We start from the raw sequence: 17,444 nt of genomic DNA, 5'->3' as shown, positions 1-17,444 counted from the left end.
TCCCGTCCTCACCTGCTCAGTCGGCGCTCAGCGTGATCCCGGTGCCTCCGTCTGCCCCGTCGGCCCTGCTCAATGGCCACGATCCTGCCAGGCCGCCCGGTAAGAGTCAGGTGGAATCACCCGACCGAAGTACCGTCAGGCCGGCTCCACCAGCTCCACCAGGACACCACCGGCGTCCTTGGGGTGGACGAAATTGATGCGGGATCCGGCCGTGCCCCGGCGTGGCGTGTCATACAGAAGCCGGAGGCCCTTGGCCCGAAGCGCGTCCGAGGCCTTTTCCACGTCGGCCACTGTGTACGCCAGCTGCTGCAGGCCCGGACCGCTGCGGCCGAGGAACTTGGCGATCGCGGAGTCGGGTCGCAGCGGCGCCAGAAGCTGGAGTTTCGGGCCGGTGCCGTCGCCGACCGCGAGCATCGCCTCACGGACACCCTGCTCGTCGTTCGTCTCTTGATGCACGCACCGCAAACCCAGGTTTTCCGCATAGAAGCGGATGGCCTCCTCCAGATCGGGCACCGCGATCCCGACGTGGTCGATGCGCAGCAATTCGACACCGGAGAATGAACTGTTTTCAACGTGTCGAGGGTCTTCGTTGCCGGCGCCGGCCAACGGCCCGGAAGCTTCAGGCCCGATGTCAGGTTGAAAATGGTTCACTGTGAGATTCTCCGGAGAACCGTTACTCGATGAGACGTCCGTCATGAGGTTAGTCTCGGCCCTGACCCATCGTTAAGGCCAGCGGGTGCCTCCTCAGCACCCGGTCGACGCAGATCGGATCGAGACCGTGACCAGCTCCGTCATCGTCAGTGGCGCCCGGACCCCGATGGGGCGCCTGCTCGGCAACCTCAAGCACCTGCCCGCCACCGCCCTGGGCGGCCACGCCATCGCGGCGGCTCTGAAGCGCGGCGGCGTCGCCCCGGAGCGGGTGCAGTACGTGATCATGGGCCAGGTTCTCCAGGCCGGTTGTGGACAGATCCCGGCCCGCCAGGCCGCTGTCGCCGGCGGCATCCCGATGACCACCCCGGCGCTCACCGTCAACAAGGTGTGCCTGTCCGGGCTGGACGCGATCGCCCTGGCCGACCAGCTGATCCGGGCCGGCGAGTTCGACATCGTGGTGGCCGGCGGCATGGAGTCGATGACAAACGCGCCCTACCTTCTGACCGAGCAGCGTCAGGGCCGCAAGTTCGGTGATGTGACCGCCCGCGACCACATGGCGTTCGACGGTCTCACCGACCCGTGGGACGGCGTGCCGATGGGTGAGGCCACCGAGACCAGCGGCACGAAACTCGGGATCACCCGGGCCGAGCAGGACGCGTTCGCCGCGCTGAGCCACCAGCGTGCCGCCGCCGCGCAGCGCGAGGGCCGGTTCGCCGAGGAGATCACCGGTGTCCCGGCCGGCGGCCGTGGCGCCACCGGCCTGGTCGAGACCGACGAGGGTGTCCGCCCGGACACCACCGCCGAGTCGCTGGCCAAGCTGCGTCCGGCGTTCACCGCGGACGGCACGATCACCGCTGCCTCTGCCTCGCCGATCTCCGACGGCGCCGCAGCCGTGGTCGTGATGCGCAAGGAGACGGCCGAGGAGCTGGGGCTCACCTGGCTCGCCGAGATCGTCTCGCACGGCAACGTGTCCGGCCCGGACAGCTCGCTGCAGTCCCAGCCGGCCAACGCCATCAAGCACGCCTTGGACAAGGCCCACCTCGCCGTGGACGATCTGGACCTGATCGAGATCAACGAGGCGTTCGCCCAGGTCGTGCTTCAGTCGGCGCGCGAGCTGAAGGTGAGCGAGGAGATCGTCAACGTGAACGGCGGCGCGATCGCCCTCGGCCACCCGATCGGCATGTCCGGCGCCCGGCTGGTGCTGACCCTGGCCCTGGAGCTGAAACGGCGCGGCGGCGGCCTCGGTGCGGCCGGCCTGTGCGGCGGCGGCGGTCAGGGTGACGCCTTGATCATCAAGGTGGCCGCGTGACCCGATCGCGTGATGTGCCCTCTCTCGTCGCCAAGGCGAGACAGGGTGATCCGCGGTCGGTGGCCAGGCTGATCAGCCTGGTGGAGAACGGCGATCCGGCGCTGCCCCAGGTGGCCGCCGCGATGGCTTCGTGTGCCGGCCGGGCCCAGGTGATCGGCCTGACCGGTGCGCCCGGCGTTGGCAAGTCCACCACGACGAACGAGCTGGTCCGGGCGCTGCGGGAAACCGGCGCCCGGGTCGGCGTGCTCGCCGTCGATCCGTCCAGCCCGTTCACCGGCGGCGCGATCCTCGGCGACCGGATCCGGATGCAGGACCACAGTGCCGACAGCGGCGTCTACATCCGGTCGATGTCCAGTCGCGGCCAGCTGGGCGGCCTCTCGGCCGCGACACCCCAGGCGGTACGCGTCCTGGAAGGCGCCGGCTGCGACGTGGTGCTCGTCGAGACGGTCGGTGTCGGCCAGGCCGAGGTGGAGATCGCCTCGCTCGCCGACACCACGCTCGTGCTGCTCGCGCCCGGGATGGGCGACGCGATCCAGGCGGTGAAAGCCGGTGTCCTGGAGATCGCCGACGTCTTCGTGATCAACAAGGCGGACCGGCCCGGCGCCGACGCGACGTACCGGGACATCCAGGGGATGCTGGCGCTCGGCGACCGCGGGCCGGGCGACTGGCGGCCGCAGGTGACCCGGGCTGTCGCGGTCAAGGGCGAGGGCCTGGACGACGTGGTGGCCGCGATCGGCAAGCACCGCGAGTGGCTGGAGAGCACCGGCAACCTTCAGGTACGCCGGGAACGCCGGGCCGCGGCCGAGGTTTCCGCGCTGGCGCTCGGGGTGCTGCGCGGCCGGATGGGCGACCCGCGCGAGGGCACGGCGCTGGGCGAGCTGGCCGCGAAGGTGGCGGCCGGCGCGCTCGATCCGCACGCGGCAGCCGCCCTGCTGCTGGAGACCATCAGCTGAACCGGGCCAGCGTCTGTTCGATGAAGGCGCGGTCCCAGGCCAGCCGGCCGGACGAAAGATCCGCGACGATCCCGCGCAACCACTCGATCTCCGCGCGCAGCAGGACCGTGCGGTACTCGTCCTCGACCAGGAAGAGCCGGGGCAGCCCGGGTGGCGCCTGTGCGTCGATCGCGGCCACCCGGTCCTGCAGGGTGGCGAGCCGCCGGCTCAGCAGCTCCCGTGTCTCCTCCGGGCTGAGCATCGGCAGGAACGCCAGCGACACCGGGAACTCGGGGAACTCGCGGGCCGGCTCCGGCAGCGTTTCCAGCAGCCATCGGCGCAGGGTGGCCACACCCTCCTCGGTCACCTCGTAAACCGTGCGCTCCGGCCGGCCCGGTTCCCGGCTGGTGCTCCCGGCCCGGGCCAGGCCGTCCCGGACCAGCCGGTCAAGAGCCTGGTAGACGCTGTTGCGCTGAGCGACGTTGACGAGCTGGTCCTGTCCGCGCTCCTTGATCATCTGCTGCATCCGGTACGGGTGCGCGGGCGCCTCCACGAGCAGGGCCAGCAGAACCATCGCGAGTGGGGACCGCTTCATGGCGGTCAGAATAGGCCTTGACGAGCCGTAGTCATCGCATAAATAGTCATGCCATGACTAAGAACCAGGTTCTGATCGCCGGCGGCGGGATCGCCGGAGCGGTCGCCGCCATCGCCCTGCACCGCGCCGGGTGGGAACCCCGGGTCTTCGAGGCGCGCGAGCGCGGCGACGACGAGCGGGGCGCGTTCCTGACAGTTGCCGTCAACGGCCTGACCGCCCTGCGTGACCTGGGCCTCGACCCGGAGCGGGTGCTCGCCACCGGCTTTGCCACGCCCACCCTCGCGATGAGCAACGGCCGTGGCCGCCGGCTCGCCGTGCTGCCGCTCGGCGGCCCGGCCCCGGACGGCTCGACGACCACCACGATCCGCCGTGCCGACCTCTACGCGGCACTGCGGTCCGCGGTCACCGACCTGGGCATCGCCATCGAGCACGGCCGCCGGGCCACCGGGTTCACCGAGCGGCCGGACGGCGTCACCCTGACGTTCGAGGACGGCACCCGGGCGGACGGCGACCTGCTCGTCGGCGCCGACGGCCTGCGGTCGCGGATCCGTGCCGGGTTGAACCCGGGTGGTCCCGAGCCCGCCTATCTCGGTCTGCTCAACGCCGGCGGGTTCACCAGCCGTCCGATCGCCGGCCTGGACGACACCCCGGGGATGCTGCACATGGCGTTCGGCAGCCGGGCCTTCTTCGGCTGGGTGGTCGCGCCGGACGGGCTGGTCTGGTGGTTCGCCAACCCGCCGAGCCGGGAGCCGGTGCGTTCCGGCGACTTCACCGAAGAATCCTGGCGGGCACACCTGATCGAGCTCTTCACCGGTGACGACCTGCCGGCCGCCGAGATCATCGGCGCGTCGGACGAGGTGGTCGGCCCGTGGAACACCGAGGACCTGCGGCGGGTGCCGATCTGGCGGTCCGATCGGGTGGTGCTGCTCGGCGACGCGGCGCACGCGGTCTCGCCGTCGTCCGGCCAGGGCGCGTCGATGGCGATCGAGGACGCGGTCACCCTGGGCCGATGCCTCACGGGACAGGGCGATCCGCGGGAGGCGCTCGCGCGCTACGAACGGCTGCGGCGGACCCGGGTCGAGAAGGTGGTGGCGTACGGCCGGCGCAGCGGCAGCGGCAAGACGGCCGGCCCGGTCGGTGCGGCGATCCGCGACGCGATGTTCCCGCTGGTGATGAAGCTGATGACCCGCAAGGGTGATCCCCAGGCCTGGATCTTCGAGCACCGGGTGCCCGGCCTCGCCACCAATTGACCCTTAATGATCGTTCAGTCCTGCACTACAGTGACGGAATGAACGCTGCCGAGATCGCCGCCGGCCGGGAGCGCTGGCAACGACGTTACGACGCTTCCCGCAAGCGGGACGCCGACTTCACCACGCTCTCCGGTTCGACTGTCGACCCGGTCTACGGGCCGCCCGCCGAGACCGATCACCCCGGTTTCGAGCGCATCGGGTGGCCGGGCGAATTCCCGTACACAAGGGGTCTTTATCCGACCGGATATCGCGGACGGACATGGACCATCCGGCAGTTCGCGGGATTCGGCAACGCGCGGCAGACCAACGAGCGTTACAAGATGATCCTGGCGGCCGGTGGCGGCGGGCTCAGCGTCGCGTTCGACATGCCCACCCTGATGGGCCGTGATTCGGACGAGCCGCAGTCGCTCGGTGAGGTCGGCCACTGTGGTGTCGCGATCGACTCGGCTGCCGACATGGAGGTGCTCTTCGACGGCATCTCGCTGCAGGACGTCACGACCAGCATGACCATCTCCGGTCCGGCGGTGCCGGTCTTCTGCATGTACCTGGTGGCCGCCGAGCGGCAGGGCGCCGATCTCAGCAAGCTCGACGGCACGCTGCAGACCGACATCTTCAAGGAGTACATCGCGCAGAAGGAGTGGCTCTTCGAGCCCGAGCCGCACCTGCGCCTGATCGGCGACCTGATGGAGTACTGCGCGGCCGAGATCCCCAAATACAAGCCGCTGAGCGTCTCCGGTTACCACATCCGGGAAGCCGGTTCGACCGCCGCGCAGGAGCTGGCGTACACCCTGGCCGACGGCTTCGGGTACGTCGAGCTGGGCCTGTCCCGCGGCCTCGACGTCAACACGTTCGCGCCCGGCCTGAGCTTCTTCTTCGACGCGCACGTGGACTTCTTCGAGGAGATCGCCAAGTTCCGGGCGGCCCGCCGGATCTGGGCGCGGCACCTGCGTGACGATTACGGCGCGACCAGCGAGAAAGCGTTGTGGCTCAAGTTCCACACGCAGACCGCAGGCGTCTCGCTCACCGCCCAGCAACCGGTCAACAACGTGGTGCGGACCGCCGTCGAGGCGCTCGCCGCGGTGCTCGGCGGCACCAACTCGCTGCACACCAACGCGCTCGACGAGACCCTCGCGCTGCCCACCGACGAGTCCGCCGAGATCGCCCTGCGTACCCAGCAGGTGCTGATGGAGGAGACCGGTGTGGTCAATGTGGCCGACCCGCTCGGCGGCTCCTGGTACGTGGAGGCCCTCACCGACCGGATCGAGGCCGAGACCGAGGAGATCTTCGCCCGGATCCGCGAGCTCGGGCACGACGGCAGCATCACTCAGGGCATTCTGCGCGGCATCGAGGACGGCTGGTTCACCGCGAACATCGCCGAGGCCGCCTTCGTCTACCAGCAGGCCTTGGAGAAGAACGAGAAGCGGGTGGTGGGCGTCAACGTGCACACCGGCACCGTCTCCAAGGATCTGGAAATCCTTCGTGTCTCCCACGAGGTCGAGGTTGTGCAGCGGCGCGAGCTGGTCACTCGCAAGACCAACCGCGATTCGGTACGCGTGAAGGCAGCGCTGGAACGGCTCGTGGCAACCGCGCGTACCGGGGAGAACATGATTCCCGCGATGCTCGACGCGGCCCGCGCGGAGGCCTCGCTCGGCGAGATCTGCGGTGTCCTGAAGGACGAGTGGGGGATCTACCGTGAGCCCGCTCGGTTCTGAGGGCCTGTGACGTCCGATATCGGCCGCCTGGTGGCGGCGCGAACAGGCGTGACAGCGTGCGAGACTAAATAACCATGAGCGACCCACGGACCACTCCGTCGATCTTCACCCGCGGCGCGGTCGATCTCAGCGCGCTGCGTTCCCCGGCGCCGGCCAAACCGGCCGCGCCGAGTGTCCCTGCGGCCACCGACGGTGGCGCCCCCGGCGGCGTCCCGTCCGTCAGTGGCGTTCCGTCCGGCGGCATGCCCGGTGCGGTCCCCGGCGTCACGCCGGACACCGTCATCCATGTCACCGAGGCTGATTTCCAGGACGTCCTGGAGCGGTCGCTGACCACGCCGATCCTCCTCGACTTCTGGGCCGACTGGTGCGAGCCGTGCAAGCAGCTCTCGCCGTTGCTGGAAAAGCTGGCCCAGGAGTACGCGGGCGCCTGGATCCTCGGCAAGGTCGATGTGGACGCCAACCCGCGACTCGCTCAGGTCTTCCGGGTGCAGGGCATCCCGATGGTGACCGCCGTGATCGGCGGCCAGCCGGTCGAGGGCTTCACCGGTGTGCTCCCCGAGGCGCAGATCCGGCAGTACATCGACGCGGTCCTCAAGGCCGCCGGGGTGAACGTGGCAGTGGCCGAGGACCCGCGCCTGGACGCGGCCGACGACGCGCTGATGACCGGTGACCTGGACGAGGCCGAGGCGGCGTACCGCAAGATCCTGGCCGAGTCGCCGGCCGACACGGCGGCCGAGTCCGGCCTCGCGCAGGTCGAGCTCTACCGCCGGATCAGCGGCGCCGACCCGGCCGCCGTGCTGGCCAAGGCCGAGGCGAACCCGGACGACGTCGAGTCACAGCGGCTCGCGGCGGACATCGAGGTGCTCAGCGGCCAGGCCGAGGATGCGTACGCGCGACTGGTCCGGCTCGTGAAGCGGACCAGCGGCGACGACCGCGACGCCGTCCGCAAGCACCTGCTGTCGCTGTTCCTCGTGGCCGGGCCGGACGATCCCGCGGTGGCCGGTGCGCGTCGCGCGCTCGCCAGCGCACTCTTCTAGGCCGCGTTTCTCAATCGAAGGGGAGGGCGTCGTGCGCCGCATCGCCGTTCTGGACGCGCCGTCCAATCTCGGCCTGCGCCCGCCGACCGCGACGTCGGTGCCGGGCTGTGCCAAGGCACCCGGCGCCCTCCGCGACCACGGTGTGGTGAGCCGGCTCGGCGCCCGTGACGCCGGCTGCCTCACCCCGCCGCGGTACGACCCGGGCGATTGGCGTCCCGGTGACGGTGTCGCCCAGGCGCCGGAGATCGCGGCGTACTCCCGGGCGCTCGCCGACCGGATCGGCGCGATCATCGACGGCGGCGAGTTCCCGGTGATCCTCGGCGGCGACTGCTCCATCCTGATCGGATCCGGCCTGGCCATGCACCGTCTCGGCGAGGCGGTCGGCGGCCGGATCGGCCTGGTCTTCGTGGACGGGCACTCCGATTTCCGGCACCCCGGCAACGCGTCCTACGTGGGCGCCGCGGCCGGTGAGGACCTCGCTCTGGTGACCGGTCGTGGACAGGCCGACCTGGCCGCGATAGAGCGCCGCCGACCGTACTTCCGCGACGTCGACGTGGTCGTCCTCGGCATCCGTGCCCAGGACGAGTACCGCCTGGACCTGCAGGCCGCCGGGATAGTGACCCGGCCGGTGCCGGCGCTGCGTGCCGAGGGCGCGGCCCGCAGCGCGCAGTGGGCGCGCGATCAACTGGTCGACTGCGCCGGTTACTGGGTGCACATCGACGTCGACGTCCTGGACCCGGCGGTCATGCCGGCCGTGGACGCGCCGGACCCGGGCGGCATCGCGTTCCCCGAGCTGGAACTGCTGCTGGCAGGCCTGGTCGAGTCGCCGCACTGCCTGGGCGTGGAGATCACCGTCTTCGACCCGGACTACGACCCGGACGGCCGGTACGCCGCGGAGATCGCATCGGCCGTGGTCGCCGGCCTGGCGCCGGTGAAGACCACGTCACCGCGCCCGGACCTGGTCGCGGCCCGCCGTGACCTGGCCAACCCGCTGGGCGCGCCGGCGCTGATCAACACGCCGGTCCCCGTCGCGGTGCAGGACCCGGTGCAGGACCCGGTGCAGGACCCGGTGCAGGACCCGGTGCAGGACCCGGTGGTGGCCTCGGCGGTCGAGAGCCCGGCATTTGATCTTGAGACGGTGACTGTTTCTGATCAGCCGTCACGCGGGGTGTCAGATCAGTCGTCACCCGGGGTGTCAGATCAGCCGTCTCCCGAGGTGGAGGAGTCGCCCGAGGTGGCGTTGTCGCCTGAGGTGGAGTTGTCGGCCGAGGCGGGGTTGCTCCCGGTCGTAGAGTCCGAGGCCGACCGGTCCGAGGCTGGTGAGCAGGAGCCCGAGGGCGTGGATCCGGGGGATTTCCCGGCAGAGGGGTGGCCGCCGGAGGACTCGGTGCCCGAGGAACCGGCCTCGCGAGACGGCGACTCTCTCGACTCTCTCGACTCTCTCGATGAGCGATCTCCGGACGGTGGGTCTCCGGACGGTGGGTCTCCGGACGGCGAGTCCGGGGAGGACGGGGTCATCGGGGATGTGACCCCGTCGGAGAACGGCCATCGCCTCACGGACGAGGACCCGGATCGTGGCGAGGTGCGCCTCGCACCGCTGCTCGGTTCCGCACCGCTCCTGGACTCGGAGCCGCTGCCGGCCACCCGCCCCGGAATGCTACGACCCCGCCCCCCGCTGGACTCCCCGGCGGCCGGCATCCTGCGCCGCCCCAGCTTTCCCGATGCGGGTGTCCCGGGCGGCGACCCCAGCGGTGGGGTGGCCTGAGCTAGCGGGCCGTTCGCGGCGAACTCCACGAGATCTGTTCGTCCGATCTTGTGGAGGATTTGCGCGAGTCCGGCTTTCGCCACTCTTAATCCCGAGGCAGCAGTTTCTTCGATCGAGCGCGAGTGCCGACGAGTGCGAGTGCCGACGAGTGCGAGTGCCGACGAGTGCGAGTGCCGAAACTCGTGCGGTATGGCCGTCCCCTCAACCCGAAACTCACAAGGTCCACACGAAGCGGCCCTGCGCTCGCCATGTGGGCACCAGCCGGCTGTCACTCAGGGCTGCCAGCTGTACCAGGTGGTCACCCTGCGGTACAGCCGACAGCCGTGAGTGACAGCCGGCAGCCGTGAGTGACAGCCGGCAGCCGTGAGTGACAGCCGCCTGGTGCCGAGCGTTGTCAAACCGCCCGTGAGACAGCACTGAGGCCCAGCTGGTCCAACCGCGGAGGGCGAAGCAGCCGCGGCCGCGGGGCGAGTCCAGGTCGCACGTAACGTCACCGTGCGCCCGGGTCCATGCCCTGACCGTGCTGAAGTCGCACAGACCGCATCCGTGCGCTCTGGTTCACGCTGGCCCGGGCATCCGTGCGCCCTCACTCACGCTGACCCCAGCACCCGTGCGCCCTCGTCAACGTGGACACAAGCTCACAGTGCGACCCGGGACCGACATCGATCAGCGGGCCCCTTCGCCGCACCCGCGCCGCACCCGCGCCGCACCCGCGCCGCACCCGCGCCGCACCCGCGCCGCACCCGCGCCGCACCCGCGCCGCACCCGCGCCGCACCCGCGCCGCACCCGCGCCGCACCCGCGCCGCACCCGCGCCGCACCCGCGCCGCACCCGCGCCGCACCCGCGCCGCACCCGCGCCGCACCCGCGCCGTGCCCGCGCCGCATCCGCCTGCAGGCGGGAAGGGTGAAGTCGAGCGCAAACCCCCGTGTCCAAGATCTAAGCCGGAGCAGACCTAGCGCGCGTCCCCCCGCTGCCGGGTGATGCGACAAAGGCGACTCGCGGAGCCCGGACACAAATCGGCGAAACTTGAGCGCGAGTTACTTGTTGAGCTCGGTCAGAAAACGCTTCACGATCGGCACGGCGGCCTCGGAGCCCGCCCCGCCCTTCTGCACCATCACGGCGAACGCCACGTCACCCTGATAGCCGATGAACCACGAGTGGGTCTCCTCGTTGCCGTTCTCGAACTCGGCGGTGCCGGTCTTGCCGTGCACCGGTTTGCCCGGGACGCTCTTCAGGGCCGTACCCGTGCCGCTCGTGACGACCTCGCGCATCATCGCGCGCAGTGCGGTGACCGACTCGGCGTCGAGTTCCGGTCCGGCGGCGCCGGGCGCTGCCGGTGCCGGGTCGAGGACCAGCTTGGGCGGCTGGAACTGTCCCTTCGCGACCGCTGCGGTGGCCACCGCCATCGCGAGCGGGCTCACCACGGTGCTGCCCTGGCCGAAGATCGCCGAGGCCAGCTCGGTCGAGGTGCCGCCGTCGGAGACCTGCCCGGCGTACGCCTCGATGCCCATGTCGTAGGTGGCGCCGAGGCCGAGCGCCGCCGAGGCCTCCTGCAGGCCGGCCGAGGTCAGCTTCGGAGCGAGGCTGGCGAACGCGGTGTTGCACGACTTCGCGAAGTCGACGTGGAACGGCACCTTGCCGAGCTCCTCGTCGTGCGAATTTTTGAACTCACGCCCGTCCACGGTGAACGTCTTCGGGCAGTTCACGGCGGTGTCGGCGGTGACCACGTCACGGGACAGCACCCCGTACGCGGAAACCATCTTGAACGTCGAGCCGGGCGGCACCTGGCCGGTCAGCGCGGTGTTGACCCCACCGGCGTCGGGACCGTTCGCGGTGGCCAGCACTGCCCCGTCGGTGACTCGGATCGCGACCAGGGAGCTGGGCTGTTTCTCGCCCGCGACGGCCTTGTCGGCGGCGTTCTGGGTTGCGGTGTCCAGGGTGATCTTCACCGGCTTGCCGTCGACCGGCTCGGATTGGAACACCTCGGCGGACTCGACCTTGCCGTCGGCGGCTTCCTTGGCGATCACCACGGAGAGCCCGGGCGCGCCGCGCAGCGTGTCGTCGTACTTCTGCTGGAGGCCGCCGTGCCCGGCCAGGTCGCCGGCCGCGAGGGTTTCCGGCTTCGCGTCGATGTCGTCCTTGGTGGCGGCGTCGACAGTGCCGATCAGGGCGCGGGCGAAGGCGCGGGTCGGCGCGAGCTGCCGGGTCTCCTCGCGGAAGACGGTGCCGGGCAGCGGGCGTACCTGGCTGCGGATCTTGTCGTAGTCGGAGCGGCGCAGCGTGACCACGTCGATGAAGGCGCCCGGGTCAGCCTTGGCGATCTTGTCCTTCAGTGCGTTCACGTTGACGTCCGCGTCGATCTTCTTGAACGCGGCGGCCAGGCCGGCGCGCAGCTCCTCGAAGTCGGTGACCTTCTCCGGGCTGACCCCGATGACCACCACTTTCTGCGGGCCGACCAGGGCTTTGCCGTCCGCGTCCTGGATGCCGGCGCGCTGCGCGGCGACCCGGCGCAGCCGCAGCTTGTCGCCGGTGGCGAGATCCGGCTGGACGAGCGCGGGCTCCCAGACCACGGCCCAGTCGTCGCGGCCGGCCTTCGTCGCGCGCACGGTGCTCTGGTACGACCAGTCGACGCCACCCGGCAGCGTCCACTTCACGGTGATCGGGGTGCTGGCGTTGTCACCCGTCGTGGTGGTCGTCCCGGCCGAGACGGCGACCGGCTGCCCGGTGAGATCGCCGTAGAGCTCACGAATCCCGGTAAGCACGTCCGGGGCTGCGATCCGGCCTCCGTCGGCCGTGACGAAGCCCACGTCGTTCAGATCACCGCTCTGCCAGCCGGCCACGAACGCCGAGACGGTGTCCTCCGGCGGGTCGGCGGAACAGCCGGTCAACCCGCCGGCGGTGAGAATGACCAGCGCGGCGATCCCGGCTGTGCTGCGACGCATGACGTTCCCTTCCCTGGGTAGCTGATCGAACCGTAGTAGGCCAACGCCCGCCATGCTGACCCGCAGTGGTTGATACGGTGCGAAAGCGCACGTCACTTCACTGGCACACCCGGGGTGTGAAGAGTGCCGGGCCGGTCGTTCTAGTCTGTGGTCGACACGTTCGAGCCCACAGTGCCGTGGGTGAGGGGAGCGCCGGAGCCATGGCTGTCGCCGACGAGGCAGCGACCGATTCTGATCAGACTGTGCCCGATCCTTCGGCGCCGCAGCCCGGACTCGCCCTCACCGGGCGACTGGGCGCGTCAACCGATTCGGGAGAGCTCGACGAGCCTCTCCCGAACGCCGAAAGGCTTGTCGCGCAGGCCGTTCAGCGAGCGGGCGAGGACACCACCACCGCATCATTGGTCGACCGCTTCTGGCGGTTCGCCCCCGACGAGGAACTGGTCGGGTACACGCCCGACGAGATGTTCACGGCCACGATCGCCCACCGCGATCTTGCCCGCAACCGGTTGCCGGGCGAGGTGAAGCTGTCCATCACCGAACCGGCCGGTTCACAGGGGCACACCGTTCTGCGGATCGTGACCGACGACATGCCGTTCCTTGTCGATTCGGTGATGGCCCTGCTCACCGCACACAACCTGCAGGTCTACCTGCTGGTGCACCCGCTGATCGTGGTGCGCCGCGAGCCGCTGGGCGCGCTCGCGCAGGTGGAGCCGGAGGTCGAGCCGGACGACGCGATCGAGGGCGATCTGGTCGAGAGCTGGATCCGGATCGAGATCGACCCGGTCCGCCGCCCGGACGCCCGCGAGCAGCTGCTCAACGAGGTCCGCCGGGTGCTCACCGACGTCCGTGACGCGGTCGAGGACTGGCCCAGGATGCGGCAGCGCGCCATGGTCATCTCCGAGGAGCTGAACGCCGCTCACCAGTCCGGCACGATGCCGCCGGTACCGGAGAAGGACGTCACCGACACGATCGAGCTGCTCCAGTGGCTCGCCAACGATCACTTCACGTTCCTCGGGTACCGCGAGTACCACCTGGACGACGGTGTCCTGACCGCGGTTCCCGGCACCGGCCTCGGCATCATGCGCGGCGCCAGCAAACCGCGGCGGCTCGCCACGATGGCGCCCGAGGCGTACCAGAGGGTCCTGGAAAAACGGCTCCTGGTGATCACCAAGGCGAACTCGCGGGCCACCGTGCACCGCTCGGCCTACCTCGACTACATCAGCGTGAAGGTCTTCGACGCGGCCGGCTCGGTGATCGGCGAGCGGCGCTTCCTCGGCCTGTTCTCCTCGTCGGCCTACCGGACCAGCGTGCGTCAGCTGCCGGTGGTCAAGCGCAAGGTGATGGAGGTGCTGGAGCGCTCCGGCCTGTCACCGCGCGGGCACTCCGGCAAGGACCTGCTCCAGATCCTGGAGACCTATCCGAGGGACGAGCTCTTCCAGATCAAGACCGATGATCTGTACGAGGCCGTCATCGGTGTGCTGCGGATGGCCGGCCGGCGTCAGCTGCGCCTGTTCCTGCGGCGCGACGGGTACGGGCGGTTCATCTCATGCCTGATCTACCTGCCCCGGGACCGGTTCACCACCGGCAACCGGCTGCGCATGCAGGAGATCCTGCTCCGAGAGCTGAACGGCGTCGGTGTCGACTACACCACCCGGGTCACCGAGCGGATGCTGGCTCGGGTGCACTTCATCGTGCGTACCGACCCGGCGGCGCCGCCCGGGCCGGTCGACCCGAACGAGCTGGCCGAGCTGCTGGCCGACGCGACCCGGATGTGGGACGACGACTTCTCCCTGGTGCTGGAGCGCAAACTCGGCGACGAGCAGGCCAAGACGCTCTTCCACAGGTACTCAGCGGCGTTCCCGGAGAGCTACAAGAACGGGCACACCCCGTACGAAGGCATGCAGGATCTCGCGAAGCTGGAGCTGCTCGAAGAGCCCGGCCAGCTGGCGATGCACCTGTTCCGGCGCCGCCGGCTCAGCCCGGACGGCGTACCCGAGCCGGACGAGCGCGACGTGCGTTTCAAGGTCTACCGGTACGGCGAGCCGATGATGCTCTCCGCGGTGCTCCCGGTGCTGCACTCGCTCGGCGTCCGGGTCACCGACGAGCGGCCGTACGAGATCCGCCGCGACGACGGCGTGATCTACCTGTACGACTTCGGCCTGCTCCCACCGGCCGGTCACCGCGAGCTCGCCGAGGTACGACCACAGGTGGAGAACGCGTTCGCGGCGGCCTGGCGTGGCGAGGCCGAGGTGGACGGCTTCAACGAGCTGGTGCTCCGCGCCGGGCTCACCTGGCGTCAGGTGGTGGTGCTCCGGGCGTACGCGAAATATCTCCGCCAGACCGGGACCGTCTTCTCCCAGCGGTACGTGGAGTCGACTTTCACGGCGTACCCGGAGATCGCCGGCCTGCTGGTGCGGCTCTTCGAAACCCGGTTCTCGCCGTCGCTGGAGGTGGGCGAGGCCGACCGGACCCGCCGCGCCACCGCGCTGCGCGACCGGATCACCGAGCTGCTCGACCAGGTGGAGAGCCTGGATCAGGACCGGATCCTGCGGTCGTACCTGACGCTCATCGAGGCCACCCTGCGGACCAGCTTCTTCCAGCGCGGCACCGAGGGCCGGCCGAAGTCGTACGTGGCGTTCAAGCTGGACCCGCAGGCCATCCCGGACCTGCCGCAGCCCCGCCCGAAATACGAGATCTTCGTCTACTCACCGCGGTTCGAGGGTGTGCACCTGCGGTTCGGCGCGGTCGCCCGTGGCGGTCTGCGCTGGTCCGATCGGCGTGAGGATTTCCGTACCGAAGTCCTGGGTCTGGTGAAAGCCCAGATGGTGAAGAACTCGGTGATCGTGCCGGTCGGCGCCAAGGGCGGCTTCGTGCTGAAGCAGAAACCTGGCGACCGGGACGAGGCGGTGGAGTGCTACAAGGGCTTCATCACCGCGCTGCTGGACGTCACCGACAACATCCTGAGCGGCAAGATCGTGCCGCCGCAGGACGTGGTGCGCCACGACGGCGACGACCCCTACCTGGTGGTGGCCGCGGACAAAGGCACCGCCACGTTCAGCGACATCGCCAACGCGATCTCGGTGAGCAAGGACTTCTGGCTCGGTGACGCGTTCGCCAGCGGCGGCTCGGCCGGTTACGACCACAAGAAGATGGGCATCACCGCCCGCGGCGCGTGGGAATCGGTCAAGAAGCACTTCCGCGACCTGGGCGTCGACACCCAGACCGAGGACTTCACGGTGGTCGGCGTCGGTGACATGTCCGGCGACGTCTTCGGCAACGGCATGCTGCTGTCGCAGCACATCCGATTGGTGGCGGCCTTCGACCACCGCCACATCTTCCTGGATCCCAACCCCAACGCTGCGATTTCGTACGCGGAACGCCAGCGACTGTTCGACCTGCCCCGATCCTCCTGGGCCGACTACGACGAGTCCCTGATCAGCGAGGGCGGCGGCATCTACCCGCGCGGCGCCAAGTCGATCCCGGTCTCGCCGCAGATCCGTGCGGCGCTCGGGCTCGGAGAGGCGACCACGATCAGCCCGTCGGAGCTGATGCGCGGGATCCTCAAGGCGCCCGTCGACCTGTACTTCAACGGTGGCATCGGCACCTATGTGAAGGCGGTCTCCGAGTCGCACGCCGACGTCGGCGACAAGGGCAACGACGCGATCCGGATCAACGGCGCCGACCTGCGGGTCAAGGTGGTCGGCGAGGGCGGCAACCTCGGTCTCACCCAGAAAGGCCGGATCGAGTTCTGCCGGGCCGGTGGGGTTCCCGGCCCCGACGGAAGCAGAGCCGGGGGTCGGGTTTTTACTGATTTCATCGACAACTCTGCCGGTGTGGACTGCTCCGACCACGAGGTCAACATCAAGATTCTGCTCGGCGGGGCGGTGACCGACGGCGAGATGAGCATCGAGCAGCGCGACGAGCTGCTGGCCGCGATGACCGACGAGGTCGGCGCGCTGGTGCTGCGGGACAACTACGAGCAGGCGATGGCTCTCGGCAATGCCCGGGCCCAGGCGCATTCGCTGCTCCCGGTTCACCGGCGGATGCTGAAAGCCCTGGAAAGTCGCGGCGAATTGAACCGTGAGCTGGAGGCGCTGCCGTCGGACGAGGAACTGGCGGCTCGCCACGAGCAGGGCGAAGGTTTGGCGGCACCTGAGTTCGCTGTGCTCCTCGCGTACGTGAAGATCAGTTTGGAGCGCGAGGTCCTTGCGGATGAGCTGGTCGACGAGAGCTGGACCAACGACGTTCTGGTCAGGTATTTCCCGACTCCGCTGCGCGAGCGTTTCGCCGGGCGGATGGCCGGCCACCGGCTGCGCCGGGAGATCATCTCGACGGCGCTGGTGAACGAAGTGGTCAACCGGGGCGGCACCTCCTTCGTCTACCGGGCGATGGAGGAGAGCGGCGCGTCGGCGGCCGACGTGATCAGGGCGTACGTCGTGATCCGCGACGTCTACGGCCTCAAGGAGATCTGGGCGGCGGCCGAGGGGCTGGACAATCAGGTGCCGACCGCCGCGCAGACGACTGTCCTGCTGGAGACCCGGCGTCTGCTCGACCGGGCAGTCCGCTGGCTGGTCAGCACCCGGCGCTCGCCGATCGACGTGGTCGCCGAGGTCGCCAAGCTGAGGCCCGGCGTCGCCGAGCTGATGCCGCGCCTGCCCCAGGTCATCGTCGGCGCCGAGCGCCGCAACCTGGAGTTGCGGGTCACCACGCTGACCGGCAACGAGGTCCCGGAACAGCTCTCCGAAGCCGTGGCCAGGGTGTTCTACGGCTTCGGCCTGCTCGACATCCTGGAAACGTCGGCGCTGACCGGCAAGGACGCGCCCGAGGTGGCGGCGGTGTACTTCGTGCTGTCCGAGCGGTTCGGCGTGGACACCCTGCTGTCGCACATCTCCAAGCTGCCCCGCAACGACAGGTGGCAGACGCTGGCCCGGATGGCGCTGCGTTACGACCTGTACGCGGCGCTGGCCGCGCTGACGGCCGAGGTGCTGCAGTCGACGCCGTCGGGGTCGGCTGCTGAGGACCGGGTTTCGGAGTGGGAACAGGTGAACGCGGCGTCGATCGCCCGGGCATCGAACGCGATGGGCAACGTCGAGGATTCGCCGGCCGATCTGGCGGCGCTGTCCGTGTTGCTACGCCAGATCCGAACCCTGGTGAAGACCTCGTCAGCGAGCTGATACGCGGTGCGCCGCCCGGCTCCAACCGGGCGGCTCACCGCGTCTCGCCCTGTCTCGCCGCTGCGGCTGCGGATC

Annotated in this window: 9 protein-coding genes and 1 pseudogene; 7 read left to right on the top strand and 3 right to left on the bottom strand. The window is 69.9% G+C overall.

Going from position 1 to position 17,444, the window contains the following annotated elements; translation table 11 throughout:
* Positions 1-135 precede the first annotated feature (135 nt).
* Positions 136-696 (bottom strand): methylmalonyl-CoA epimerase, encoded by a 561-nt coding sequence (mce, locus tag ACQP2E_RS33880; protein ID WP_433827051.1) that lies wholly within the window; start codon positions 694-696, stop codon positions 136-138.
* A gap of 121 nt (positions 697-817) precedes the next feature.
* On the opposite strand from mce, the gene ACQP2E_RS33875 reads away from it, so the two are divergent.
* Together ACQP2E_RS33875 and meaB are read left to right on the top strand one after the other, a co-directional pair.
* Positions 818-1,960, top strand: coding sequence for an acetyl-CoA C-acetyltransferase (locus ACQP2E_RS33875; RefSeq protein WP_433834163.1), 1,143 nt, complete (start codon positions 818-820; stop codon positions 1,958-1,960).
* On the top strand, positions 1,957-2,913 hold the full coding sequence (gene meaB / locus ACQP2E_RS33870) for a methylmalonyl Co-A mutase-associated GTPase MeaB (RefSeq protein ID WP_433827050.1): 957 nt from the start codon (positions 1,957-1,959) through the stop codon (positions 2,911-2,913). The genes ACQP2E_RS33875 and meaB overlap by 4 nt, the downstream gene beginning before the upstream one ends.
* Here the strand turns inward: meaB and ACQP2E_RS33865 are convergent.
* On the bottom strand, positions 2,906-3,487 hold the full coding sequence (locus ACQP2E_RS33865; protein WP_433827049.1) for a PadR family transcriptional regulator: 582 nt from the start codon (positions 3,485-3,487) through the stop codon (positions 2,906-2,908). The two genes, meaB and ACQP2E_RS33865, sit on opposite strands and share 8 nt — an antisense overlap.
* Before the next feature lie 53 nt (positions 3,488-3,540).
* On the opposite strand from ACQP2E_RS33865, the gene ACQP2E_RS33860 reads away from it, so the two are divergent.
* From ACQP2E_RS33860 to ACQP2E_RS33845, 4 genes and pseudogenes are all read left to right on the top strand, one after another.
* Positions 3,541-4,737 carry an FAD-dependent oxidoreductase gene (locus ACQP2E_RS33860; protein ID WP_433827048.1) on the top strand — a complete coding sequence of 399 codons (1,197 nt, stop codon included), beginning with the start codon at positions 3,541-3,543 and terminating at the stop codon, positions 4,735-4,737.
* Between the two features lie 38 nt (positions 4,738-4,775).
* A complete protein-coding gene (locus tag ACQP2E_RS33855) occupies positions 4,776-6,449 on the top strand; it encodes an acyl-CoA mutase large subunit family protein (RefSeq protein ID WP_433827047.1) in 1,674 nt (557 codons plus the stop codon).
* Between the two features lie 74 nt (positions 6,450-6,523).
* Positions 6,524-7,486 carry a tetratricopeptide repeat protein gene (locus ACQP2E_RS33850; RefSeq protein ID WP_433827046.1) on the top strand — a complete coding sequence of 321 codons (963 nt, stop codon included), beginning with the start codon at positions 6,524-6,526 and terminating at the stop codon, positions 7,484-7,486.
* Positions 7,487-7,499: 13 nt separating this feature from the next.
* Positions 7,500-8,645 (top strand): annotated as a pseudogene (locus ACQP2E_RS33845) (arginase family protein); the annotation flags it as partial.
* A gap of 1,645 nt (positions 8,646-10,290) precedes the next feature.
* On the opposite strand, the gene ACQP2E_RS33840 reads toward ACQP2E_RS33845, so the two are convergent.
* Positions 10,291-12,195 (bottom strand): penicillin-binding transpeptidase domain-containing protein, encoded by a 1,905-nt coding sequence (locus ACQP2E_RS33840; RefSeq protein ID WP_433827045.1) that lies wholly within the window; start codon positions 12,193-12,195, stop codon positions 10,291-10,293.
* A gap of 200 nt (positions 12,196-12,395) precedes the next feature.
* On the opposite strand from ACQP2E_RS33840, the gene ACQP2E_RS33835 reads away from it, so the two are divergent.
* Complete coding sequence (locus tag ACQP2E_RS33835) at positions 12,396-17,369, top strand: NAD-glutamate dehydrogenase (RefSeq protein WP_433827044.1); 4,974 nt, start codon at positions 12,396-12,398, stop codon at positions 17,367-17,369.
* Positions 17,370-17,444: the final 75 nt, after the last annotated feature.

The sequence above is a fragment of the Actinoplanes sp. CA-015351 genome (assembly GCF_050955685.1).
Taxonomy (GTDB): Bacteria; Actinomycetota; Actinomycetes; order Mycobacteriales; family Micromonosporaceae; genus Actinoplanes.
This window is presented reverse-complemented; position numbering and strand designations above follow the sequence as displayed.

Excerpts from the sequence above, each read along its gene's own strand:
- mce (WP_433827051.1), bottom strand. The coding sequence starts at position 696 with ATGACGGACGTCTCATCGAGTAACGGTTCTCCGGAGAATCTCACAGTG.
- ACQP2E_RS33875 (WP_433834163.1), top strand. The coding sequence starts at position 818 with ATGGGGCGCCTGCTCGGCAACCTCAAGCACCTGCCCGCCACCGCCCTG.
- ACQP2E_RS33865 (WP_433827049.1), bottom strand. The coding sequence starts at position 3,487 with ATGAAGCGGTCCCCACTCGCGATGGTTCTGCTGGCCCTGCTCGTGGAG.
- ACQP2E_RS33860 (WP_433827048.1), top strand. The coding sequence starts at position 3,541 with ATGACTAAGAACCAGGTTCTGATCGCCGGCGGCGGGATCGCCGGAGCG.
- ACQP2E_RS33855 (WP_433827047.1), top strand. The coding sequence starts at position 4,776 with ATGAACGCTGCCGAGATCGCCGCCGGCCGGGAGCGCTGGCAACGACGT.
- ACQP2E_RS33850 (WP_433827046.1), top strand. The coding sequence starts at position 6,524 with ATGAGCGACCCACGGACCACTCCGTCGATCTTCACCCGCGGCGCGGTC.
- ACQP2E_RS33840 (WP_433827045.1), bottom strand. The coding sequence starts at position 12,195 with ATGCGTCGCAGCACAGCCGGGATCGCCGCGCTGGTCATTCTCACCGCC.
- ACQP2E_RS33835 (WP_433827044.1), top strand. The coding sequence starts at position 12,396 with ATGGCTGTCGCCGACGAGGCAGCGACCGATTCTGATCAGACTGTGCCC.